Source organism: Paenibacillus hunanensis (genome assembly GCF_014645615.1).
Lineage (GTDB): Bacteria > Bacillota > Bacilli > Paenibacillales > Paenibacillaceae > Saccharibacillus > Saccharibacillus hunanensis.
Genome location: NZ_BMMB01000004.1, coordinates 386,204 through 409,217 on the forward strand (window position 1 = coordinate 386,204; position 23,014 = coordinate 409,217).

Genomic DNA, 23,014 nt, shown 5'->3' on the forward strand with positions numbered 1-23,014 from the left:
TGCATAAATTTGAAGGAGGACGTTTATGAAGCTCCGGGCTTTGCCTGTTATCATTACTGCCTTAGTGTCGGTTGCAGTATTGTTTGGGGGATTTTTCGCTTATCGTCAGCTTACTTTGTATAAGCCGCTGATGAATATGGTGACTGCGTACCCTGGTGTCAATTCTGCTCAGATATCCATTAACCAAAAAGAGGTTGATTTGAAACTCGATTTAAAATCAAATGCAGATTTGGGTTCGATTATGGAGCAATTCAACAAGCAGAGCATGCCGATTGTAGGCGCTCGTAAAGTAAAATTAGAAGTTGAAGATCATTCTGATCAACAATTAAATAATATCTGGGAAAATGCGATGTTTCCTGTTTCCCAGGCCATGGCGAATCGCCAATATACGGACATCCCGAAAACGATGCAGCAAATTGCTGGCAAAAATAGCGGTATAACTGCCAAAGCACAGATGGATGACCGCAACGTCTACGTGTCAATTAGTAATGGAAAAGCGAGCAAATTTCTTATTTTGCCGCTGAGTGCTCAAGCTACAGGAGGGAATGCCTAATGCCAAAATGGACCAAAGAGATTGCTGTCGGATTCGTCCCTGTGCTCCTGATTTTTCTAGCTTTTATCGGATATAATATCGTACCACTCGTATTGATTGGTGCGATCGTCGGTGGGTTGCTGTTATTTATGCAGATGCGTGGTGGGCTTGCCGTTGGAGCAAGTCAGGAGCGTAATCGTAAAAAGAACGGGCCAACCAAGCTAACCTTTGAACAAATTGGCGGTCAGGAAAACGCGAAGCGTGAGCTACGTGAAGCGTTGGACTTTCTCGTTCGTCATGATGAAATTAACAAATTCGGTATTCGCCCACTGAAAGGTATTTTGCTGACCGGCCCTCCGGGAACAGGGAAAACGCTCATGGCGAAGGCTGCTGCACATTATACGAATTCTGTATTTGTTAGTGCATCGGGTAGTGAGTTTGTAGAGATGTATGTTGGTGTCGGTGCAGGTCGTATCCGTGATTTGTTCAAAGATGCGCGTACCCGTGCCGCTCGGGAAAATAAACAAAGTGCGATTATCTTTATCGATGAAATTGACGTAATCGGTGGTAAGCGTGAAGGTGGACAGCAGCGTGAGTACGATCAGACGCTTAACCAGCTGCTTACCGAGATGGATGGTATTTATAGCAATGAAGCGCCGCGTATTCTGATTATGGCGGCAACCAACCGTAAAGAAATGCTTGATAGCGCGCTCCTGCGTCCAGGTCGCTTTGACCGTCATATTCAGGTTGATCTGCCCGACAAAAAGGGTCGTAAGCATATTCTGGAGCTACATGCAGCGAACAAGCCGATTGCCGAGGATGCGAATCTCGATAAGCTGGCTGAGGAAGCATACGGCTTCTCCGGTGCACAGTTGGAGAGTGTGATGAACGAAGCAGCGATCTATGCGATGCGTCAAAATGAAGAAACGATCTCGCAGCGTCATATGTCGATGGCGATTGATAAAGTCATGATGGGCGAGAAGACCGACCGCGAATCCAGCGCCGAAGAGAAAAAGCGCGTGGCGATTCACGAGCTGGGACATGCGATTATGGCAGAGGTGGTACGCCCTGGTAGTGTAGGGCAGGTAGCACTCAGTCCACGTGGTCAGGCGCTTGGTTATGTACGTCATAATCCGCAGCAGGAGCAATACCTGTATACGAAGCCATTTTTAGAACAGCAGCTTATGATTGCGCTGGCAGGCTCGGTAGCAGAGGAAATGTATTATGAGGGTCGCAGTACCGGCTCACGCGGTGACTTTGATCAGGCATTGAATATCGTGCAAAATATGGTCGAGGCTGGCTTGACTGGACTCGGTATCGTTACGGTAAATATGGTTCCAAAGGAATTGCTGATGAAAGAAAGCAATGCGATTTTGGAGGAGCTGGGCGAGCGTACACGCAAGCTGCTGGAGGAACGTCGCTCCATTTTTGACTATTCACTGGATATTTTATTACGTGAAGAAGTGTTGTCTGGTGAGCAATTCCGCGAACAGTTCAAGAAAAGTTCAAATGTACCGGCTTAATTCACAAAGCCGGTACTTTTTTTTTACTTTTTGGTTGTGCTACGGTATTATTAGATGTTGGAGATTATATAGAAGCCCGGCATTATTCATTCGTTGTTTTCGCGCACCCGGCGCTCGTGCCTTCATTGCAAAATGACGTTTGTTCGAGCCGGTTTTGCTTTAATACAGCTTGAGAAGAATTAATGAAGATGTAAGGGCAGCATGGTATACGGCTGTAGCAAGTCACGTGCATGCCATACCAGAACATTGGAAGGGTGGAGTAGAAAGCATGAATTTCAAAAGAGTCGGCGTAATCGGCGGCGGTACGATGGGTCAAGGTATCGCAGAGATGCTCGCCAAAAAAGGCATTGAGGTATTGCTCGTAGAGAAAACGCCTGAGAAGCTAGATAATGCTTGGGATATGATTGAAACCAGTCTGGACAAGCAAATGGAAAAATGGGCACTGACTCAAGCAGAGAAAAAGCTCATTCTCGGTAAAATCCAGAAGGTTACTCATTTTGCTGAACTCGGCTCCTGTGAACTCGTGATCGAGACGATCAGTGAAGATTCCGAAGCGAAAAAAGAAGTATTCGCGCAGCTGGATCAAGTGTGCTCCAGTAAAGTTATTCTGGCAAGTAACACATCCACACTCAGCTTGACGGAGTTGGCCAGCTCAACCAAGTACCCGGAGCGTGTGATCGGCTTGCACTTCATTTATCCGGTATCCAAAATCGATCTGGTGGAGATCATTCGTGGTCTGCGTACATCAGACGATACGTTTGAGCAAACGAAGCAATTCGTAGAAGAAACGGTTGAAAAAAGAGGGATTACGGTCTACGAATCCCCAGGCTTCGTAACAAGCCGCATCATCTGCCTGCTGATCAATGAGGCACTGCATGTGCTTGAAGAAGGCGTAGCTTCCGCAGAGGATATCGATGACGCGATGCGTGTCGGCTACCAGTTCCAATATGGACCACTGGAAATGGCAGACCGTTTCGGTCTGGACTCGGTAAATGCAGCGCTGGAGCGTATGTTCCGTGAATATGGCGAGCTGAAATACCGCCCGGCTATCATTTTGAAAAAGATGGTTCGTGCAGGCAGTCTCGGCGTAAAAACGGGCGAAGGCTTCTTCAAGTATGACAAGGATGGTGACCGGATATGAAAGTTCTCGTAATTAACTCAGGTAGTTCCTCGCTGAAGTATCAGCTCTATGATATGACCGACGAATCCGTACTAGCAAAAGGCTTAGTCGAACGGATCGGAATGGATTCTTCCATTTTGACACACAAGCCAACAGGTAAAGACGAAGTCACCGAGGTTAGCGAAATTCTGGAGCACAACACAGCGATTCGCAAAGTTATCGACAAGCTGACAGATAGCGTACATGGCGTTGTATCCAGCGTTAGCGAGATCAATGCTGTTGGTCACCGCGTCGTACACGGCGGCGAGTTCTTTAAAGAATCCGCTATTGTGGATGAGCAAGCGAAAAAGGATATCCGTGCGCTGATCGATCTGGCACCACTGCACAATCCAGCTGCTATCATGGGTATTACTGCATCTGAGATCAATATGCCAGGCGTACCGCAGGTCGTTGTATTTGATACAGCGTTCCACCAGACGATGCCAGAGCGTTCTTATCTGTATGCTATTCCACGCGTACTGTACAACAAGTACAAAGTACGTCGTTACGGTTTCCACGGCACGTCTCATTATTATGTGAGCCAGGCTGCTGCTGAATTCCTCGGTAAGCCAATCGAAGACCTGAAGATCATTACAGCGCATATCGGTAATGGCGGCAGTCTGACTGCGATTCAGGACGGGGTGTCTGTCGATACATCGATGGGTATGACACCACTGGAAGGTCTGATGATGGGTACACGTAGTGGTGATCTTGATCCAGCAATCGTGCCTTACGTAATGAACAAGGAAGAGCTGACTGTAAGTGAAGTGAACTCCATGCTGAACAAGCATAGTGGTCTGCTCGCGATCTCCGGTATTAGTAGCGATATGCGCGAAATTACCGACGGTCTGGAAAAAGGCGATTCCCATGCAAAACTGGCATTCGAAATGTACGAATATCGTTTGCGTAAATATATCGGTTCATACGCAGCAGCGATGAACGGTGTAGACGTGCTTGTATTTACAGCTGGTGTGGGTGAAAACTCCGCTATCGTTCGTAAAGCAGTATGCGAAAACCTGAGCTATCTCGGCGTGGAGATTGATGAGGAACTGAACAAAATTCGTTCCGGCGATGCACGTCGCATTTCCACACCAAATTCCAAAGTTGAAGTGCTCGTCGTTCCTACCAACGAAGAATTGGTGATCGCTCGTGACACCTACAAGCTCATCAACAAGTAAGAACGGCAGCAACGCATAGACAAGGGGAGAATATAGGAATGTCCACTAAAACCGTTATTAAAAAAGTCAATGAACATGTTGGCGAATCCGTAACGATTGGAGCCTGGATCAACAACAAACGCTCCAGCGGTAAAATTCAATTTTTGCAATTGCGCGATGGAACAGGCTATATCCAGGGCGTTGTGGTAAAAAGCGAAGTACCTGAAAGCGTCTGGGATGATGCAAAAAGTCTGACTCAGGAAAGCTCCCTGTATGTAACTGGCGTGATCCGTGAGGAGCCACGCAGTAAATCCGGTTACGAGATGACGGTAACGGGTATTGAAGTCATTCACGTTACATCCGAATATCCAATTACTCCAAAAGAACACGGTGTTGATTTCCTGATGGATCACCGTCACCTATGGCTCCGCTCGCCAAAGCAGCGTGCCGTGATGGTTGTCCGTGCTGAGATCATCCGTGCAGTACAGGAGTTTTTCAACACGAATGGCTTTACCAAGGTAGATCCACCGATTCTGACGCCTTCTGCGGCAGAGGATACTACAGAGCTGTTCCATATTAAATATTTTGACGAGGATGCTTACCTGACGCAAAGTGGTCAGCTGTACATGGAAGCCGCAGCGATGGCACTGGGTAAAGTATATTCCTTCGGTCCAACCTTCCGCGCAGAGAAATCCAAAACTCGTCGTCACCTGATCGAGTTCTGGATGATCGAGCCGGAAATGGCGTTCGTGAACCATGAGGAAAGTCTGGAAGTACAGGAGCAATTCGTATCCCATGTGGTTCAATCTGTACTGAAAAACTGCCGTGCAGAGCTGGAAACGCTGGAGCGCGATGTGACCAAGCTGGAAAACATTCAAGGTTCCTTCCCGCGCATCACGTATGATGAAGCGATTGAGTTCCTGAAGGGCAAAGGCTTTGACATTCCATGGGGCGATGACTTTGGTGCGCCACATGAAACAGCGATTGCTGAAGCATATGACAAGCCGGTATTTATTACGCACTATCCGAAGGACATCAAGGCATTCTATATGAAGCCTGATCCAAATCGTCCAGAAGTGGTACTGTGTGCCGATATGATCGCACCAGAAGGCTATGGCGAGATCATCGGTGGTTCACAGCGTATCGACGATCCAGAACTGATGGCAGAGCGCTTCAAGGAGCATAACCTGGGCGAAGCTTATCAATGGTACATGGATCTGCGTACGTATGGTACAGTTCCACACTCCGGCTTCGGTCTTGGTCTGGAGCGTACCGTAGCATGGATTTGTGGTCTGGATCATGTACGTGAAACAATTGCATTCCCTCGTATGCTGTATCGTTTGTATCCATAGGCTATTATTTTAAAATAGCGGATATAGACAAAAGAGGGTTGAATCGATAAATAAGCGTGGTAATATAGAAGCACGAGTTGTATAACAGCACAAGTAATCAGAGATGTACACAAAGTGAATGTGTTTCACTTTAGATACAGGCATCCTTCTGATGAGTATCGCTTCCTGGTGGGAGCATTCAAGCTACAGGGCACAGATGGCTCGTTCATCGTGCCCTGTAATTTTTGCTCATTAGTGGTGTATAGATGGTGCTGAATGAACAGGTGGTATCGTTTCTCTGCGGAGAAGCATGGAAAGGTTGATGAATATGGGTGGAGAACAATGGCAATCATGGGCACAGGGCGCTGCCTATGCCATGGGAATGCAAACGGCGAATATTCCGTATGCATTGCTCAAGTATTATCAAGCGCTCGATCTGGACGATGCAGAAGCGATGCTGCTATTGCAGCTGATTGCGTTTCGTCAGGTGGAGCATAATGAATTCCCGACGCTGGAAGAGTTGGAATGGCGTACAGGTGCGGCACCGTCGATTATCGCCGCTCGCATTCAAAAGCTGATGAAGGCTGGTTTTATTGCAATTGAGGATGAGCAGGACCCACTGACCGGTGTGCGCTACGAACGCTACGATCTGAATGGTCTGTATGTGAAGCTCGGTACGGTACTGGCTTCAGAGCAACAGGAGCGCACCAGAGTTGTGCGCAAAGCTGAAGAAGCAGCCAAAACACAGGCAGCCAAAGAAGAGGATCAGCAGCGCAATCTGTTTATCATTTTCGAAAAAGAATTTGCACGTCCATTATCACCAATGGAATGCGAAACGATCTCTAGCTGGATCGATCAGGATCGTTACCCGGAGGAATTGATTCTGATGGCGTTAAAAGAGTCTGTATTTGCCGGTAAGCTGCATTTCCGGTATATCGACCGTATTCTGCTGGAATGGAACCGTAATCGTATTCGTACGGCAGATGATGCACGAGCGTATACGCAAAAGTTTCGCCAGCGTTAAGGTAAGGATTGATGGGGTGCTTGGCTATAAGTCTAGCTAGGTAACCGAAATGAATGCATGACTTATGATGAGTGGAGTTATGGATTGAACAATGGGATGAGTAGGCTGTGTTGGATTTGCTATTGAATAACGTGCTTCTGTTTCTGCTTCGTCATAGTCTATTTGCTTATTAAGTATAACGATGTAGGTATGGGTACGATTAGCCTGATAGTGGGAATAGAAACTTACTCAAGGCTCTAAACTTTCTAAAAGCTCTAAGTGCTCTAAGTGCTCTAAGTGCTCTAAGTGCTCTAAGTGCTCTAAGTGCTCTAAACCCTTGAGCTTAATGACGCGGTAAATAGGGCATGATGAACTTCATAGATGATATAAGACGTAAGTAACTTTGAATATGAATATAAGCCCTGAGGCGCTGTATAGGCGATCTCAGGGCTTTTTTGTGCAGGTTAGTGTAGTGAGAATAAGGCAAAGAATAGTTAATAAATCATACATAATAGATCATACGTAATAGCTTGTAAGGTAATAGCTTATAAGTCACAAGCCTTATACAGCGAAAATGAGCGAGCTAGGACGAAGATGAAAGAAGAGCTAGAAGATGATTGAAGAAGCGATGCTGATTCGTAGTGAACGATGTGGAAGCAGAGGGGAGATATAGACATATGATTTGTAGAAAAAGCAAACCAACGATTATTAGCGAAACGCAGTCAGATGTATAAGAAGAAGGTCATACGCGCAAAAACGTTACTTTTTCAAAAATAATTCTAACTTTATATCGAAAATAATTACCCAGCATATTGTGAGATCGAGTACAAATTAGCCACAGCGAACTAGAATAAAGCAACCAAATAATCTAAAAATAGTGATTTCAAGATAGAATTTTAAAAAAATAAAAAAATTTTTGAAAGGATATTTTTAGTAATAAAACCCTTATTGTATAATAAAATGGAAATTTTTAAGGGATGAATGATTATTCATTATAAAGTTATATTATGCATTATGAGATGAGTCGAAAACAATGAAATATTAATCCTATAATCCATACTGATTTTGATTAAAAATTTCAAAAACGTGATTTAGATCACTTTTCATGTTAGCTTTCGAGCGTTTTTACTCTAAATATAAGAATTATACATATATTTAACAAAATCAATGAACAGAAATAACAATGATCTATTTTCAGAATGTGTACCTGAAGTTCAGATCAAATTGAGTTAGATAGCAATTATATAGCTATACTACGCAATTGGTTGCTAGATCACTTGAGCAAAATAGAATGTTAGAAATACGAATACTGTCCAAATGACATAATAATCAAGACAATCGAAAAGAAACAAAATCCTTGCTTGCTTGTTAAGATACCTGACACAAACGACGTGTACACTTAAAATGTGAACGATGTTTGTCCAGCTTGTGAAATGTAAACGAAAAGTGAAAAATTATGCACTTTATTTCAGAATAGGATGAAGTGCATGTAAAATGTAAGCGTTATCCAAATTTGATATGTACATAATGACACCGCTATCAAAACGTCTAAATGACGCTAAAATGAATTTCGTTAGGCTTGCAATTTATTTGAAATAGGAGTAAAGTAGCTTTTGCCCTCATTAAAACAAGTACCGGCTGATTAAAAAAAGCTGCGCTCGTCTCATATTTATACATTACACACGATTAGACGAAGAACCATTACATCCGTGAATACGTCATCTGCGCAAAGTCAGCTTTTTACTTAAATCGCATTGTCATTGATCGACAGTGCAGTGAATCATTTATTATAAACAAACATAATCTAAGGAGAGATTCCACTCATGAACAACAAAATTCAAAAAGTATTGCTTTCTACTGCTCTAGTTGCAGGCTTCGGTGCTGTAGCTGTATCCACTCCATTCAGCGCAAGTGCTGCTCCAATCGAAAAGTCTAACCATGACAAACGTCAAGACAAAGCAGATCGCATTGCTGACAACGCAGCATTCCTGGCAGCTCAAGAAGCTCAATTCCAAGCACTGTTCGGTACACCTGCTACTGAAGAAACAACAAAAGAAGAAGCAGCTGCCCCTAAAGAGACAACTGCTACTGAACAAACACAAGCTAAAAAAGAAATCACTGTTGTCGTTCCACAAGGTGCCAGCCTGACTGATCTTGCTGCTCAATATGGCGTAACTGTAGACGAGCTGGTTGCTGCCAACAACCTGCTGCCTGCTGGTTTCCAACTGACTGTTCCACAAAAATAAGAAGTAATTGATCTGATCGGCCAGGAACAGATAAATAGCATAACGCGTACTATCGAAATCCATTGCTGCCACAATGGGTTTCGTGCGTTGTCTTTACTTTTCTTTGTGCAACCTATGCAACAAGGACAGTATATGTAGAGATGACGTAATGTGATTGCGTGCTTGCTTTATACGATTGAATTCAGTATACGGGTATTTGTGATAAAGGGCAATAATAAAAATCGATTTTTATACAAAAAAAGCTGACATTAAATGAAATGTCAGCTTTTTTGTACGTTTTCATTGCTAAAATAACGAACAATAAAATTATAATATTAATTAAAGTTCGTTTATTAATGAAATATGAATTGAAATATTCCATTTTTATACAGCGATTGATAAGTTGTAACCTACTCATGACTATTTTCGGTTAGGTTAAGTTTGATCACTTAAATTGCGTCATTTACGCAGCAACAGATCACGATAGATATATTCGAAGATGAATTCAAAGGCTTCCAGATGGCGCTTTGCTTCAAATGCATTTTGACCCCATGCATAGATGCCATGTCCACGCAGCAGAATGCCCGGTACAGCCGGATGAAGAGCATCGGGTACTAATTCCGCAATCCGCGGGATATCCGCGTAATTCGGCAATACAGGCACCGTAATCGCAGCATTTTCCTCCCAGATATTAAACGCTTTGATCAGCTCCAGTCCTTGAATTGGAACCTGACCCTGCTCGCCGAAGTATTCGCTCACCAGATTGTTAAACACGGTATGCACATGGAATACAGCGCCACAGCCTGTTTTGCGATAAATCTCACAGTGAATAAGGGTCTCTGCGCTGGGACGTAGTTCAGTCGTTTCACATGCACGCCCCTCTTGATCGACGAATAGAAAATCAGAGGGAGTGCTTACCGATTTGTCTTTTCCACTTGCTGTGATCGCAAAGTAGAAGTTATCCGGCGTATAATCACCGATTCGCAGCGATAGATTACCACTGGTGCCTGGAAACCAGTGTCGAGCGGCAAACTGCTCCTTAATGCCGCTCAGCTCTCGTAGTACGGCTTGCTTTTGCTCCAAAGGGATAGTAACAAAACTCATGAATGGATCGCTCCTGTTCTTTGTCGGAAGTCTGCAATAATATCGTGGAACGTCTCAAACGGGACATGAGGCACGCCCAGCTCCCGGCATTTCTCGGTTAAGGTAGAGCGTGAATAGACCAGATCAGCAATTTTTGCTCCTTCAAAGTCGGTTACACTATCGCCGATTAGAATACGCTCATACTGCTCGGGTGGGAATTCGCGCATCACGGTCGTTTTGCACATGCCACAATCATTGCTACAGTGCTCATCACACGGATGAGGCCATAGAATCTCGATATATTCGCCAGAAAAATCAGCGCTATTGCAGAAAATATGATCATCCGGTATGCCAAATGGCTCCAGCAACGGCTTCAAAAAGAAGTCGATCCCGCCACTGGTCACATAATAGGGAATCTGCTGCTCACGCACGAAGGCGAGAAATTCAGCAAATCCTGCACGTATACCAGCATGCTGCATTACAAAATCGATAATATCCTGCTTTTGCGAGGAGGGCATCAAGCCAAACATCGCAGTGACTCCATCCCGAATCGAACGCTGCTGATGAAAGACTTCATTTAATATTGTTTCATAGCCAGCTGGAGCAAAGTGCTTCATAATCGCGACGATATTGTCTGAATTCGTAATCGTTCCATCAAAATCACAGAAGATCACAGGCTGTCTCGTACTCATCGCTCGCCACCCCACATCTCCAGCGCCTGCGCTAGCTCGGTATGACCCTGTACGGCATAATCAGCAAGGGAGATGCCCGCCAGTGCAGCATCAATCGCTTGCTGGAATGCACGTCCACCTGCGCTTGCGCCGCCAGGATGACCATGAATGCCGCCGCCTGCATTGATAATGACCTCTGTACCAAAATCCTTCAAAATCAGTGGCACCAGCCCCGGATGAATACCAGCAGATGGAACCGGGAAGCTATGCTTATACGGCAGTCTGCCTGTAATGAGCTGTTCCTGAATCGCCATATTCTCTTCACGTGGCATCGTGACCGAGCCGTATGGAGAAGGGAATAGCACCAGATCGGCGCCAGCAAGGCGCATTAGCTGTCCTAGAAGTACAGAGGCAGAGATGCCGTAATAGGGCGATGGATAATACGCCCCTGCAAGCGCAGGATGTGCCATAATTGGAATCGAAATCTCTGGATCAGCACTTAGCTCAGCTAGCACATCATAGCCATAGGAGAGCACATTGAACAGTAGTGCATTTGCACCTGCATCAATCGCTTTTTTCGCCTGCTCACGTAAGCGGAAGGTAGAGCCCGTCAGATTGGCGGCGTACAGCACTGTTTTGCCAGTTTCCGCTTGAGCCGCTTCGGCAGCTTTACGGCAGGCTTCCACACGCTTTTCGATGGGCGTTAGTTCATTTTCAAATAGAATCTCATCATCCTTGATCAGATCGACACCACCTAGCGCCTGTGCGCTGAATTGACGGGTCAGTTCATCCAGATCGTGACCGATCACCGATTTGAAAATGCTCATCAGCAGTGGACGCTTCGGTACACCGAGTAATTCACGTACACCCTGCACGCCAAACTTTGGACCCTGGAAATGGCTCAGAAAACGCTCGGACAATTCCAGATCGGTCAGCTTAATGCGTCCATCCATGGAAATTTTACCGAATACTGTCACGAGCAGCGCAGGGATATCACTGCTAAAGTTCACATCTGGATAAGCGATGCGAATATCAGCATAGCGCTCACCTGTGGCTGAGCGTGCTTCATCCACGGCGATCACTTCACCGAGATGCTTTTTCATGGAGGCTTGCTTGGCAGCAGGCAGCTCAGTCCAGCTACCTACCGTCATGCCAACCGCAATCGAGGTTGCTTTTTTGTGAAAATCCGCCTGTTCGTCGTAACAGCGGTACGTTGCGATGCAATAGCTCATGATAGTTCCTCCTTTAATGCTGCCCCCATTTCCTGGGAGCGTTCAGCACAGCGTTCAATACCACGAATAATCGTTTGCTTCATCTGATGATCATCGAATACTTTGATTGCAGCTGCGGTTGCGCCATTCGGTGAGGTGACTTTAGCGCGTAGCTCCGCAGGATCTTCTCCGGTTTGCTGTACCATATGTGCGGCACCAATCGCGGTTTGGATCGTTAGCTCGCGTGCTTGCTCATGTGTGAGACCACCCTGAACACCGGCTGCGATCATTGCTTCCATCATATAGTATATATAAGCAGGGCCACTGCCGGAAATACCGGTTAATGTTTCCATTTGATTTTCAGCAATTTCGGTTACGGTACCTACCGCTTCAAACAGTCGACGTACGGTTACTCGCTGCTCCGCCGATACTTCCTCCGAATAAACGATACCTGTTGCGCCAAGTCCAATCGTGCTGGACGTATTGGGCATCGTACGAGCGATCGGTTGCTTTTTGCCGAGCAGGTTTTGTATCGTGTTAATTTCCAGACCTGCAATCACGGATACAAGTAGCTGGTCTGGCTTGAGCAGTGGACTGAGCTGGCGTAGCGCAGCCGCTGCATCGATTGGCTTCATCGCAAGCACAATAATACCTGCCTGCTGTAATGCCTGATCACGATCCGTCTCATTGCTAACGACCGTTACGCCGTAGCGTTGAATCAAATATTGCAAGCGATCCTGGTTGTTGCGATTGAGCATCGTGACCTGACCGGGAATGACGACCGAGCGGTTAACCAGCCCACGTAAAATGGCTTCTGCCATCGAACCTGCTCCATAGAAGCAGATCGATTGCTCGATTAATGCATGTTGCGTTGAAGAATGACCCATATTTATCTTTCCTTTCTATATAAAGAGAGCTTTCCTGAGGACAGCCTTAGTGATGTACATGTGTATGTGTGTGAAGCCCGGCTTCGAGTTGCAGGGACATGTGGATTAGCCGCGAACCTGGCCGTTACCGTAAATTTTGTATTTGGTTGAGGTGAGGGCTGGCAATCCCATAGGACCACGAGCATGTAGCTTTTGTGTGCTGATGCCGATCTCAGCACCGAAGCCGAATTCAAACCCATCCGTAAAGCGAGTGGAGGCGTTATGGTAGACGGCTGCTGCATCAACCTCCTGCATGAAGCGTGCAGCATGGGATTCATTTTCGGTTACGATACATTCTGAATGCTTGGTGCTATAGGTGGCAATATGCTGTAACGCTTCATCCAGCGAGCCCACGATTTTGACATTCAAAATATAATCATTGTACTCGGTCGCATAATCCTGCTCGGTTGCCAGCGTTGCCCATGGCAGACGTTCCAATGTAGCCGAGCATCCGCGAATTTCGACTTTGTATTGCTCACGTAATTGTTCTGCCAGCTGCACAAATGCAGCAGTATCATAATCCGCATGAACGAGCAGCGTTTCCATCGAGTTGCAGACGGATGGACGCTGAACCTTGGCATTAATGGCAATCTCATCGACCATTGAAGTAAGTGCAGAAGCATCGACAAATGTATGGCAAATGCCTGCGCCTGTCTCAATTACAGGTACGGTAGAGTTTTGTACGACATTTTGAATGAGGGAGCTACCGCCGCGTGGAATAATCACATCGATCAGTCCATTTAGACGCATCAGTTCATTCACAGAAGCACGATCGGAATCTTCAATGAGCTGTAATGCGTCCGCTGGAATTGCGGATTGCTCCAGTGCGGAATGAAGCACCTCCACGATTTTACGATTGGAGGATAATGCGGCTGAACCACCGCGCAGTACGATAGCATTGCCTGTTTTTAGCGCAAGCCCTGCTGCATCGACTGTAACATTCGGACGGGCTTCGTAGATCATGCCAATGACACCGATCGGTACACGAATTTTCTCGATATGCAGTCCATTGGGACGCTCGATGATTTCCAACACTTCACCGATTGGATCGTTCAGCTCGACAATCTGGCGCAAGCCTTCTGCAATATCGCCAACACGCTTGGTGTCCAGACGCAGACGATCTAACAGTGATTCAGATGTGCCATCGGCACGTCCGCGCTCGATATCCTCACTATTGGCGGTGATGATCGCATCGGCTTGCTCGATCAAGGCATCTGCCATCATTAATAGTGCTTTGTTTTTGTCTTCCGTTGTGATGCTGGCAAGTGGAGATGCTGCCTTGCTCGCCAGCGTTGCTTTTTGTACAACTTCACTCATTGTGTATACCTCCTGACGCCCTCAGGCGAAATGATAATCTTGTTAGCTCTATGACCCTGTAGAATAGCGATTATCTTCTATAATGTAATCCATTCATCACGGTGGATCGCTTCCAGATGCTGAATATAATCCAGTCCAAGCGTCGTGGCGATACGACTGCTTGGCAGTCCGGCAATCTGTTGCAATTGATCGTGATCATAATTCACAATGCCACGTCCAAGCGTCTCGCGCTCTAGATTCTGCACCTCAACCACATCACCTGCATGAAATTGTCCTTCAATCTGACGAATGCCAACAGGGAGCAGGCTACGTCCATTATCGATCAATGCCTGCTCAGCGCCTTCATCGACGACGAGTGTACCAAGCGGAACACTGAGAAAGCCGAGCCACTGCTTTTTCATCGGTAGCGAAGCGCTATGCGTAGCAAAGTAAGAGCCTTTACCGGTACCATTTGCCGCTGCCAGTAGGTCACCTGCTTCGGTCACACGTCCAACGAATACTGGAATACCGCCGCGGGTGGCGATTTTGGCAGCATCCACCTTGGAGCGCATACCACCTGTGCCTACCGCTGAGCCAGCACCGCCTGCGACTGCATAAATCTCATCCGTAATCTCATCGATTCGATCATAGCGAACAGCGTTGGGGTCTTTGTTCGGGTTGGCACTGTACAATCCATCCACATCGGTCAAAATCAGTACATGGGATGCGCGTGCCAGATTCGCTACGAGTGCAGATAATGTATCGTTATCGCCGAATTTGAGCTCATCGACGGAGACGGTATCATTTTCATTAATGACCGGGATGACGCCTTGCTTGAGTAGCTCTTCAATCGTCATACTCGCATTCGCAGCACGTTTACGATGTGTAAAGTCGCCGCGTGTGAGCAGGATTTGCGCACTGACCAGACCGTGCGTAGCAAATGCCTGCTGGTAATCTCGCATAAGCAGTGCTTGTCCGACTGAGGCAGCTGCCTGCTTTTCATGTAATAGCTTCGGTCTTGTTGCATATCCGATCTCGCGGAATCCGGCAGCCACCGCACCTGAGGTGACGAGTAGCACCGAATGTCCATGCTGCTGTAAGGCAGCGATTTCTGAGGCGAAAAAGGCAACGGCCTCACGATTTAATCCGCCCTGTGGGCCTGTCAGCGAGCTGCTGCCGATTTTCACGACAATACGCTGATGTTCCATGATTGTTCACTCCTTTGGCATAACAACAAAAAAGACCTCCGTCCACGTATTCGTATTGAATACAAAGGACGAAAGTCTGAACTTCCGCGGTACCACCTTTATTGACAGCCCAGAGCTGTCCGGCTTCGTGCCCGGATAACGGTGGGAAGACCGTCCGACGTTTGGCGCCGGAAGCTCGGGGGCAGGTTCGGCAGGAGCTGGCGGTGAATCCTTTCAGCCTCCGGAATTCACTCTCTATACACGCCGCTTGATTTGCTTACTATTCCCGTCATTGCATTAATTGTTGTTGCTGATTAGGATAGCACGGACTTGGACTTTTGCCAAGTACCGCGCCAGCGTTCGATAGAAATTTAATGAGGATAGTTGATGAATAGACCCTGTATTTCAAAAGATCATCCAGGCTACTAATCATACTTCATCGCTGCTACCGATCTAAATTAAGGAAGGTCTACGCTCATAGGATGGCATTCGGCAATATGAATGCACAACACCAATCGCTCAGGCAAACAAATTCAGCTTACCAATCCGTTGTACTGCTTCGCGCAAGCGCTCCTCCGAGGTGAGCAGACCAATTCGCACATAGCCTTCGCCACCTTCGCCGAAGCCGATACCTGGTGCCACTGCGACATGTGCTTGCTCCAGCAAAATTGTCGCAAATTCACGCGATGTCATTCCTTCCGGCACAGGCAACCAGCAGAAGAAGGAGCCTTTCGGAGCCTGTGCAGACCAGCCGATCTTCTGCAATTCTTCGAAAAAGGCGTTCCGACGCGATTCATAGCGTGCTACCAGATCCTTTACGCACTGCTGATCGTCAGTGAGGGCACGTGCTGCGGCGGCTTGAATGCCACCAAACAGGCTCACATACACATGATCCTGCATCAGATTAATGAGACGGATAATCTCACGATTGCCCAGTGCAAAGGCAACACGCCAGCCCGCCATATTGTACGTTTTGGATAGGGTATAGAATTCAACGCCGACTTCCTTCGCACCCGGAGTTTGTAAGAAGCTAACTGGCTTTTGCCCATCAAATCCAATCGCGCCATAGGCAAAGTCGCTCGCAACCACGATCTCATGCTCTTTGGCAAAAGCAACCGTATCCTCGTAAAACGACAACGGAGCCGTAGCGGAGGTCGGATTGTTAGGATAGTTCAGGAACATCAGCTTCGCGCGTTCCAGCACCTCCGGCGCAATCGCGCTATAGTCTGGCAAATACGCATTCTGCTCGGTGAGTGGCATAAAGCTCATCTCCGCACCTGCCAGCGCTACGCCAGACCAGTAATCTGGATAACCGGGATCAGGCACGAGACATACATCACCTTGCTGTAGCATAATCTGGCTAATCTCGATTAGGCCAGTTTTGCCACCAAATAAAATAGCGACTTCGGTCTCTGGATCAAGCTCCACATCATAGTCTTCCCGATAGCGTTGTACAATCGCTTCTTTCAAAAAAGCATAACCGCTAAACGGAGAATATTTATGATATTGGGGATTGCCTGCTGCCTCACGTAGCTCCTCGACAATATGCGGTGGAGTAGGCTGATCAGGATTACCCTGACCGAGATTAATCACGTCATGACCTGCGGCAACATGCCGATTCACATCCTGCACCAGCTTAGCGAAAAATTGCTCTGGTAGCTCATTCATGATCGCAGCAGGACGGATCGGAAAGGCAGACACGCCAGCTTCATTTACATTAGACATCGTATTCATCACTCCGGTTGATTCAATTTTGAATGGTTGACTTTTGATGCATCTACATAGTTATCCTAATTTATCACGGTTTTTCCGATTGGCATAGATATGTTATTGGAAAAGTTGGAGTTATACATAGGCGAGGAGACAGAAGTATTGCTTTTTCACACGTACGAGGGATATGATAATCAAAATATAATGTTCACTATGCATATCGATCTGCACGCCTACCTATAGGAGCAGATTGCGAATCGAGCGGTTATCTAATTTAAAAGGCGTTATTATGTGTTTACTATGTGCTATATCATCTATGATGATAGAAAATCTATAATAGTGCTGGATCATTCATTTATTTTATTATACGCAAGGAGCGATGAACGATGGCTTCACAGCAATATCATATTAGTCTGCTGCAAATGGATATAAGACTTGCTGATCCTCAGTATAATCAGCAACGTGCTGGCGAATGGATCGCGGAGGCGATGAAAGCAGAGCCGAAGCCAGATGTGATCGTATTGCCGGAAATGTGGAATACGGGCTATGCGCTTGATCGGCTGGACGGTATTGCCGAACCGGAAAACGGTCCTATTTGCGACTGGTTAAGTGAGACGGCAGCTCATTATGGAATTACGATTGTAGGTGGCTCGATCTCCGAGCAGCGTAGTAGCGGATTTTATAATACATTGTATGCGTATGCCCCAGATGGCAGTCAGCTAACCCGTTATGACAAAATTCATCTGTTCAAGCTGATGGACGAGGAGAAATTCATGCAGCCCGGCGAGCAGACCACATTGTTTCCACTTGGCGATGTGACCGCAGCGGCTTCCATTTGCTATGATATTCGTTTCCCCGAGCTGGCACGCACGCTTGCATTGGCAGGAGCCAAAGTATGGTTCGTACCAGCAGAATGGCCAAACCCACGTCTGCATCACTGGCGCACATTGCTCACCGCACGCGCGATTGAAAATCAGATGTACGTGATTGCCTGCAACCGTGTCGGACGGGATGAGAAAAGCGAATTTTTCGGACATTCGATGATTATCGATCCTTGGGGTGAAGTGATCGCTGAAGGTGGAGAAGAGGAAGGTATCATAAGCGCGACGATTGATCTAGAGCTATCCGAGGATGTGCGTGGACGGATTCCAGTCTTCGCCGATCGTCGTCCAGAGCTGTATAAGCATCAGGATTGAGCTGGAGGCTTGAACGTTCAGAACCAGAACCAGAACCAGAACCAGAACCAGAACCAGTAATGCTTGCGACGAGGAAGCCAGTAGAATCAGTGAAGCTGATGACTGGCTTTTTTAGCATGCTGTTAAAGTGTAAAGTAGATGAAAGATAACAATATCATTCCAATTTACTTACTAAAAGTTAGTTAGTTGTGTTCTCACGAGAGATTTGCTGTAAAGACTTTCTTTTACAATTAAATTCGATATAATAAGAACTAACAAATATCTATAATTAAAGATATTTAAAATCAGGTGTTCTAAGTGTTAGCGACCTTCTAACACGAGGTGAAATAAAAGTGATTTTTGCAAAGCAAAATATCTTACTGCTTCCAGTGTTAGCGACCTTCTAACACGGTGTTAAATAAAAAGTGATTTTTGCAAAGCAAAATATCTTACTGCTTCCAGTGTTAGCGATCTTCTAACACGAGGTCAAATAAAAAGTGATTTTTGCAAAGCAAAATATCTTACAATACTATCACCCATTACTTCCGAAAAGGAGCTGGAAATGATGCAACTTCGTACAGCAGGTATTCACCATATCACTTCTTTTGTTACTGATCCGCAGCGCAATGTAGACTTTTATGCGGGTATTCTAGGATTACGAATGGTGAAGAAAACGATTAATTTTGACGCACCGGATGTGTATCATCTTTATTTTGGGAATGAGCAGGGTGCACCGGGAACGATTGTTACCTTTTTTCCACAGCCAGGAGCACGTCGCGGTGCTGTAGGTAGCGGACAGCTTGGTATTACGGTATTTGCTGTGCCCACAGGCTCGCTTCCATTTTGGGAAGAACGATTGAATCGATTAGGTGTTCATGTGGAAAAGGTTAGTCGTTTTGGCGAACAACTACTTCGCTTTGCAGATTATGATGGACTTCGGATTGAGCTGGCAGAGCGTGCAGAAGGTGCAGCAAGTAGCTGGCAATGGGAGGATATTACGGAAGCTCAGGCGATCAAGGGCTTCGGTGGTGGTGTACTGTTCAGTGCAAGACCGGAGCGTACACTGCATACTGTGGAGCATGTACTCGGTCTGGAGCGCATCGCGGAAGAGGATGGCTATGTACGCTTCCGTGCCACAGGAGATATTGGGAATATTATCGATGTGAACTCGCGTGAATTGCCACGAGGCATCGGCGGCGCAGGTACTGTTCACCATATCGCATGGCGTGCGACAGACTTTGAGCAGCATGAGCAGTGGCGCACGCAGGTGGCAGATGCAGGCTTCCAGCCAACACCGGTCATTGATCGACAATATTTTAACGCTGTCTATTTCCGTGAAGATGGTGGCATTCTGTTTGAGATTGCAACCGATCCACCGGGGTTTGCCAATGATGAAGCGGCTGATGCACTGGGTAGTAAGCTTATGCTGCCAGCATGGTATGAGCCACAGCGTGAATTGATTGAAAATAATCTACTGCCGATTGAGGTTCGCTCGCTATCCTGATCGGCAATAATGATCATATCCACCGAGTACAGGCTACATGATTGGATTCACATCCCGCAATGATGTGATCAATATGAAGGAGGCAATCACAATGACAACTACAATGAAGCATATATTCAAGCAAGGAACCGACCCGAATCAACCAGTATTGCTGCTACTGCATGGCACAGGAGGGAATGAGCGCGATCTGTTACCGCTCGCTGAGCTGATTGCACCCTCTGCTTCAGTGCTTGGGGTACGCGGTAATGTATCGGAAAATGGAATGCCCCGCTTTTTCCGTCGTCTGGCTGAAGGTGTATTTGATGAGCCGGATCTGATTGCACGTACACATGAGCTGAACGAATTCCTGGATGCTGCGGCAACCGAATATCAATTTGACCGTCGCAATATTGTAGCAGTGGGATACTCGAATGGTGCAAATATCGCAGCCAGCTTATTGTTCCACGATAAACAATCTCTGCGCGGAGCAATTTTGCATCATGCGATGGTGCCACTGCGTAGCATCGATTTGCCTGATCTGACGGGTGTACCTGTGTTTATGGCATCCGGTACCAACGATCCGATCGTCCCACGTGCTGAAAGTGAAGAGCTGGGTGGCCTACTGTCCGGTGCAGGTGCAACCGTCGAGCTACACTGGGAAAATAATGGGCATCAGCTGACCGCATCGGAAGTACACGCAGCGGCAGCATGGTTTAAAAACAATTTTTGATCGTATTGTTGAAATAGATGTAAAGCCATAGAACGATAGAAATACCGAAACCAAGCCATGCCAATTCCAAATTACAGAAATCATGAAAAAACCAGCTCTCAACATTACGTTAGAGCTGGTTTTTTGTATTCATTCAGGTTCGTATTGTGATGTATCATGCTGAATGGATGACGATGTAAAGTCTGGCTTTATCGTCACGTCCATTTCAACAGATAAGCTGGCGAATCTACCAGGCAAGTGTACATCATACTCGCGTACTCGAATTATTTTTGATCGGTATCGTTCTCCACAGCTGGTACAGCACAGGAGCCGTCTGCACATTGCTCACCTTGCGAAGGATCGCCGATCATCTGCAAGGGTTGCTCTTCTGCCCAGATATCCTTCAACGCACTGGCGAACATCTCGGTTGGCTGTGCGCCGGATACTGCGTATTTATCATTAATAACAAAGAAGGGTACACCTGTAACCCCAAGCTGGCTACCCAGCTTTTCGTGACGGCGCACATCTTCACCATAACGATCACTTTGCAGCACGCTCAGTGCTTCGGCACGATCTAAGCCAACCTCGCTAGCGATATCGGCAAGCGTATCATGATCACCGATATGACGGGAATCAGTGAAAAATGCACGGAACAGGGCTTCATCCATTGTCGCACCTTTCCCTTTGGCAACGGCAAATTGCATCAGCCGGTGTGCATCGAAGCTGTTCGTCAGAATCATCGAATCAAATTCAAAATGAAGACCTTCCTGTGCCGCTTGTGCACCGATATTGTTATTCATTTGACGAACCTGCTCGATCGTGGTGTTGTATTTGCTAGCAAGCATTTCATTGTTGGTCATAGGTACATCGCGCTCAGCGGATGGATCAAGCTCGAAGCTTTTATAGTTGATCTCGACTTGCTCGCCATGCGGGAATTGCTCCAGTGCTTTTTGCAGTCTAGCTTTGCCAATATAGCAGAATGGACACTGGTAATCAGACCAGATATCAATTTTCATAATCGTTACCTCCGGGAAAATGATCTTGATTTGGTTGTTATGTGTTGCTGTGGGACTAACATCGGGTATGCATCTGTGACAGTACAAATAGATGATTATATCGTACTATTATTACTTTTAATAATCAACTGAATAAAATAAATTTTGATTATGGGACTTGAAAGGCGATTGTGTTGAGATAGATACCACTCTGGAAAGGAATAAGGGACGGACTCAGGTGGAGTTGCAGGATTTTTTTGAATTTGGAAAGAATGAAGATTCTCGCCACTCGGACAAGGTACGATATTGTGCTTCGCCAAAAACACTTTTTATTAAATCCATTCATTGAACCCATTCATTGAACTCCTTCATAAGAACCCCGTATTAGGAAAGCACTAACACGGTAAATCGTCCTTGTCCTTTATTTTCTTCCCTTCGATCTGAGCTGATCGATACATAGCAAAATACAAATGCATACAAAAGTGAATGCAGAACTTCAGTTCTTGAAAGGATGACATTAGCAATCCTATTTTAGCAATCTTATTATAATTACAACCTACAACTGCTCCTTCGACACCACATGCTCCATCGTATCCTTAAACGATTCAATGAATGCTTCGGCGGCTTTGGAGAGGTAGCGTCCTTTGCGGCGGGCGAGGACGAGGGTGCGGCTTGGGATCGGTTCAGCCAGCGGCAGGTAAACGGGAAGAAATTCGCCGCGGCGTGCTCTAGCGATATAGTGTGGAACAAACGTAACGCCCATGCCGGTAGCAACGAGCGATTGGATCGTTTCGATGTTGTTGCTTTCGAACACGACTTTAGGCTCGAACCCGGCTTCCTTGCATACGTCAAATACGATTTTACGGAAGCCCTGTCCTTTTTTGAGCACGATAAATGATTCGTCTCGTAGTTCGGCTATCGTAACAGGTCGGTGATCGCCCGACATGAAGCGCTGCGCGAGTGGGTGGTTTGGTGGAACAGCCAGATCGATTAATTCCTCGGCAACCGGCTCGTAGGTGAGTGAAGGCTCGGTGAGTGGGAGCGCGAGCAGGCTCAGATCGGTTTGACCGCTGGCGGTTAGTTTTTCCAGATTGACGGACGTATCTTCTAGTAGAACAACTTCAATCTGGGGATACTGGGTGCGGAAGTCCGGCAGTACGTGTGGGAGCAGGTGGGAGCCGGTAATTTGCATGCTTCCAATAATGACGCGTCCACTTTGTAGCTGAGAAATGTCTGCCATTTCGCGGCGAAGCTGCTCAACAGAGTCGATAATCTTTTGCGCGTGCTCGACAAAGCTTGCTCCTGCCTGTGTAAGCTCGACTGTGCTCGTATTACGCTGAAAAAGCAACACGCCCAGTTCTTTCTCGAGCTTGGAAAGCTGCTGGCTAAGGGAGGGCTGTGCAATATGTAGCTTTTCGGCAGCACGGGAGAAGTTACGCTCGGCAGCAATCTGTAATGCATATTGTAATTGTCGAAGTTCCATATGAATAAGGCTCCTTTATGATAGGGTGGTCAAAAAGCTTATGCTGTGGGGCTGGCTGAATAGTGAGACAGTTCTTTCTATAAAGATGAAAAATGACCATTTAGCTTATAAGTTAAACCTATAGCATCTATAGTTATAATATCTTAGACCTATCG

The 23,014-nt window shown here is 46.4% G+C and carries 19 protein-coding genes and 1 other annotated feature; of the genes, 10 read left to right on the top strand and 9 right to left on the bottom strand.

The window, feature by feature from the left end:
- Positions 1-25 precede the first annotated feature (25 nt).
- The 7 genes from IEX62_RS10525 (at position 26) to IEX62_RS10555 (ending at position 8,951) form a co-directional block, all read left to right on the top strand.
- Positions 26-553 (top strand): hypothetical protein, encoded by a 528-nt coding sequence (locus tag IEX62_RS10525; RefSeq protein WP_188775463.1) that lies wholly within the window; start codon positions 26-28, stop codon positions 551-553.
- The gene (locus IEX62_RS10530) at positions 553-2,055 is read left to right on the top strand and encodes an AAA family ATPase (RefSeq protein WP_188775464.1); all 1,503 of its coding nucleotides are present in this window, start codon (positions 553-555) and stop codon (positions 2,053-2,055) included. The genes IEX62_RS10525 and IEX62_RS10530 overlap by 1 nt, the downstream gene beginning before the upstream one ends.
- A gap of 268 nt (positions 2,056-2,323) precedes the next feature.
- Positions 2,324-3,196 (top strand): 3-hydroxyacyl-CoA dehydrogenase family protein, encoded by an 873-nt coding sequence (locus IEX62_RS10535; protein ID WP_188775465.1) that lies wholly within the window; start codon positions 2,324-2,326, stop codon positions 3,194-3,196.
- The gene (locus IEX62_RS10540; protein WP_188775466.1) at positions 3,193-4,392 is read left to right on the top strand and encodes an acetate/propionate family kinase; all 1,200 of its coding nucleotides are present in this window, start codon (positions 3,193-3,195) and stop codon (positions 4,390-4,392) included. Before IEX62_RS10535 ends, IEX62_RS10540 begins: the two co-directional genes overlap by 4 nt.
- Before the next feature lie 38 nt (positions 4,393-4,430).
- Complete coding sequence (gene asnS / locus IEX62_RS10545) at positions 4,431-5,723, top strand: asparagine--tRNA ligase (protein WP_188775467.1); 1,293 nt, start codon at positions 4,431-4,433, stop codon at positions 5,721-5,723.
- Positions 5,724-6,030: 307 nt separating this feature from the next.
- On the top strand, positions 6,031-6,726 hold the full coding sequence (locus IEX62_RS10550; RefSeq protein WP_188775619.1) for a DnaD domain-containing protein: 696 nt from the start codon (positions 6,031-6,033) through the stop codon (positions 6,724-6,726).
- Between the two features lie 1,802 nt (positions 6,727-8,528).
- Positions 8,529-8,951: a LysM peptidoglycan-binding domain-containing protein gene (locus tag IEX62_RS10555; protein WP_188775468.1), complete on the top strand. Its 423-nt coding sequence runs from the start codon at positions 8,529-8,531 to the stop codon at positions 8,949-8,951.
- A gap of 438 nt (positions 8,952-9,389) precedes the next feature.
- Here IEX62_RS10555 and mtnB read toward each other — a convergent pair whose 3' ends face one another.
- From mtnB to IEX62_RS10590, 7 genes are all read right to left on the bottom strand, one after another.
- On the bottom strand, positions 9,390-10,034 hold the full coding sequence (mtnB, locus tag IEX62_RS10560) for a methylthioribulose 1-phosphate dehydratase (RefSeq protein ID WP_188775469.1): 645 nt from the start codon (positions 10,032-10,034) through the stop codon (positions 9,390-9,392).
- Positions 10,031-10,705 carry a 2-hydroxy-3-keto-5-methylthiopentenyl-1-phosphate phosphatase gene (locus IEX62_RS10565; protein ID WP_188775470.1) on the bottom strand — a complete coding sequence of 225 codons (675 nt, stop codon included), beginning with the start codon at positions 10,703-10,705 and terminating at the stop codon, positions 10,031-10,033. The genes mtnB and IEX62_RS10565 overlap by 4 nt, the downstream gene beginning before the upstream one ends.
- Positions 10,702-11,916, bottom strand: coding sequence for a 2,3-diketo-5-methylthiopentyl-1-phosphate enolase (locus IEX62_RS10570; RefSeq protein ID WP_188775471.1), 1,215 nt, complete (start codon positions 11,914-11,916; stop codon positions 10,702-10,704). The genes IEX62_RS10565 and IEX62_RS10570 overlap by 4 nt, the downstream gene beginning before the upstream one ends.
- Positions 11,913-12,782 carry a pyrroline-5-carboxylate reductase gene (proC, locus tag IEX62_RS10575; protein WP_188775472.1) on the bottom strand — a complete coding sequence of 290 codons (870 nt, stop codon included), beginning with the start codon at positions 12,780-12,782 and terminating at the stop codon, positions 11,913-11,915. The genes IEX62_RS10570 and proC overlap by 4 nt, the downstream gene beginning before the upstream one ends.
- A 105-nt stretch (positions 12,783-12,887) precedes the next feature.
- Positions 12,888-14,138: a glutamate-5-semialdehyde dehydrogenase gene (locus tag IEX62_RS10580; protein WP_188775473.1), complete on the bottom strand. Its 1,251-nt coding sequence runs from the start codon at positions 14,136-14,138 to the stop codon at positions 12,888-12,890.
- Positions 14,139-14,215: 77 nt separating this feature from the next.
- Positions 14,216-15,325, bottom strand: coding sequence for a glutamate 5-kinase (gene proB / locus IEX62_RS10585; protein WP_188775474.1), 1,110 nt, complete (start codon positions 15,323-15,325; stop codon positions 14,216-14,218).
- A 61-nt stretch (positions 15,326-15,386) separates the two neighbouring features.
- Positions 15,387-15,606, bottom strand: a binding site (T-box leader).
- A 217-nt stretch (positions 15,607-15,823) separates the two neighbouring features.
- Entirely contained in the window at positions 15,824-17,029 is a 1,206-nt protein-coding gene (locus tag IEX62_RS10590) for a pyridoxal phosphate-dependent aminotransferase (protein ID WP_188775475.1), read from the bottom strand.
- A gap of 371 nt (positions 17,030-17,400) precedes the next feature.
- Here IEX62_RS10590 and IEX62_RS10595 point away from each other — a divergent pair, with 371 nt between their 5' ends.
- The 3 genes from IEX62_RS10595 (at position 17,401) to IEX62_RS10605 (ending at position 20,402) form a co-directional block, all read left to right on the top strand.
- On the top strand, positions 17,401-18,210 hold the full coding sequence (locus IEX62_RS10595; RefSeq protein ID WP_188775476.1) for a carbon-nitrogen family hydrolase: 810 nt from the start codon (positions 17,401-17,403) through the stop codon (positions 18,208-18,210).
- 544 nt (positions 18,211-18,754) lie between these two features.
- Complete coding sequence (locus IEX62_RS10600; protein WP_188775620.1) at positions 18,755-19,693, top strand: ring-cleaving dioxygenase; 939 nt, start codon at positions 18,755-18,757, stop codon at positions 19,691-19,693.
- A 103-nt stretch (positions 19,694-19,796) separates the two neighbouring features.
- The gene (locus IEX62_RS10605) at positions 19,797-20,402 is read left to right on the top strand and encodes an alpha/beta hydrolase (protein ID WP_188775621.1); all 606 of its coding nucleotides are present in this window, start codon (positions 19,797-19,799) and stop codon (positions 20,400-20,402) included.
- Positions 20,403-20,665: 263 nt separating this feature from the next.
- On the opposite strand, the gene IEX62_RS10610 is transcribed toward IEX62_RS10605, so the two are convergent.
- Both IEX62_RS10610 and IEX62_RS10615 read right to left on the bottom strand, forming a co-directional pair.
- The gene (locus IEX62_RS10610) at positions 20,666-21,397 is read right to left on the bottom strand and encodes a DsbA family oxidoreductase (protein ID WP_188775477.1); all 732 of its coding nucleotides are present in this window, start codon (positions 21,395-21,397) and stop codon (positions 20,666-20,668) included.
- A 535-nt stretch (positions 21,398-21,932) separates the two neighbouring features.
- Positions 21,933-22,859, bottom strand: coding sequence for a LysR family transcriptional regulator (locus IEX62_RS10615; protein WP_188775478.1), 927 nt, complete (start codon positions 22,857-22,859; stop codon positions 21,933-21,935).
- Positions 22,860-23,014: the final 155 nt, after the last annotated feature.

Bases quoted from the DNA above. Each gene is read 5' to 3' on its own strand.
- IEX62_RS10525 (WP_188775463.1), top strand. From the start codon at position 26: ATGAAGCTCCGGGCTTTGCCTGTTATCATTACTGCCTTAGTGTCGGTT.
- IEX62_RS10530 (WP_188775464.1), top strand. From the start codon at position 553: ATGCCAAAATGGACCAAAGAGATTGCTGTCGGATTCGTCCCTGTGCTC.
- IEX62_RS10535 (WP_188775465.1), top strand. From the start codon at position 2,324: ATGAATTTCAAAAGAGTCGGCGTAATCGGCGGCGGTACGATGGGTCAA.
- IEX62_RS10540 (WP_188775466.1), top strand. From the start codon at position 3,193: ATGAAAGTTCTCGTAATTAACTCAGGTAGTTCCTCGCTGAAGTATCAG.
- asnS (WP_188775467.1), top strand. From the start codon at position 4,431: ATGTCCACTAAAACCGTTATTAAAAAAGTCAATGAACATGTTGGCGAA.
- IEX62_RS10550 (WP_188775619.1), top strand. From the start codon at position 6,031: ATGGGTGGAGAACAATGGCAATCATGGGCACAGGGCGCTGCCTATGCC.
- IEX62_RS10555 (WP_188775468.1), top strand. From the start codon at position 8,529: ATGAACAACAAAATTCAAAAAGTATTGCTTTCTACTGCTCTAGTTGCA.
- mtnB (WP_188775469.1), bottom strand. From the start codon at position 10,034: ATGAGTTTTGTTACTATCCCTTTGGAGCAAAAGCAAGCCGTACTACGA.
- IEX62_RS10565 (WP_188775470.1), bottom strand. From the start codon at position 10,705: ATGAGTACGAGACAGCCTGTGATCTTCTGTGATTTTGATGGAACGATT.
- IEX62_RS10570 (WP_188775471.1), bottom strand. From the start codon at position 11,916: ATGAGCTATTGCATCGCAACGTACCGCTGTTACGACGAACAGGCGGAT.
- proC (WP_188775472.1), bottom strand. From the start codon at position 12,782: ATGGGTCATTCTTCAACGCAACATGCATTAATCGAGCAATCGATCTGC.
- IEX62_RS10580 (WP_188775473.1), bottom strand. From the start codon at position 14,138: ATGAGTGAAGTTGTACAAAAAGCAACGCTGGCGAGCAAGGCAGCATCT.
- proB (WP_188775474.1), bottom strand. From the start codon at position 15,325: ATGGAACATCAGCGTATTGTCGTGAAAATCGGCAGCAGCTCGCTGACA.
- IEX62_RS10590 (WP_188775475.1), bottom strand. From the start codon at position 17,029: ATGTCTAATGTAAATGAAGCTGGCGTGTCTGCCTTTCCGATCCGTCCT.
- IEX62_RS10595 (WP_188775476.1), top strand. From the start codon at position 17,401: ATGGCTTCACAGCAATATCATATTAGTCTGCTGCAAATGGATATAAGA.
- IEX62_RS10600 (WP_188775620.1), top strand. From the start codon at position 18,755: ATGCAACTTCGTACAGCAGGTATTCACCATATCACTTCTTTTGTTACT.
- IEX62_RS10605 (WP_188775621.1), top strand. From the start codon at position 19,797: ATGAAGCATATATTCAAGCAAGGAACCGACCCGAATCAACCAGTATTG.
- IEX62_RS10610 (WP_188775477.1), bottom strand. From the start codon at position 21,397: ATGAAAATTGATATCTGGTCTGATTACCAGTGTCCATTCTGCTATATT.
- IEX62_RS10615 (WP_188775478.1), bottom strand. From the start codon at position 22,859: ATGGAACTTCGACAATTACAATATGCATTACAGATTGCTGCCGAGCGT.